Origin of the sequence: Microvirga pakistanensis, from assembly GCF_004458765.1 — a bacterium.
GTDB classification, from domain to species: Bacteria; Pseudomonadota; Alphaproteobacteria; order Rhizobiales; family Beijerinckiaceae; genus Microvirga; species Microvirga pakistanensis.
Genome location: NZ_SPJX01000489.1, coordinates 1 through 322, shown reverse-complemented (window position 1 = coordinate 322; position 322 = coordinate 1). Strand labels below are relative to the sequence as shown.

The window sequence follows — 322 nt, the reverse complement described above, 5'->3', positions numbered from 1 at the left end:
GGGTCAGCTCTCCGGCGGCAATCAGCAAAAGCTCCTGCTCGCCAAGATGATGCTGCTCAATCCGCGCATCATCGTCATCGATGAGCCGACGCGCGGCGTCGATATCGGCACCAAGGAGCAGATCTACCGTTTCATCGCAGGCCTTGCCGAGAACGGCCTCTCCGTCATCGTGATTTCGTCCGAGATGCAGGAACTGATCGGCCTGTGCCACCGGGTCGTGGTCATGCGCAACGGGCGTATCGCAGGCGAAGTCCAGCAGTCCGATCTCTCCGAGGATTCCATCGTTTACCTCGCCACTGGCGTTCACGAAGAAAGGGCGGCG

At 60.6% G+C, this 322-nt stretch carries 1 protein-coding gene; it reads left to right on the top strand.

The features are described from left to right. Positions 1 to 322, top strand: a 322-nt coding sequence (locus tag E4K09_RS22020) for an ATP-binding cassette domain-containing protein (protein WP_134499847.1), incomplete at both ends; no start/stop codon positions are given.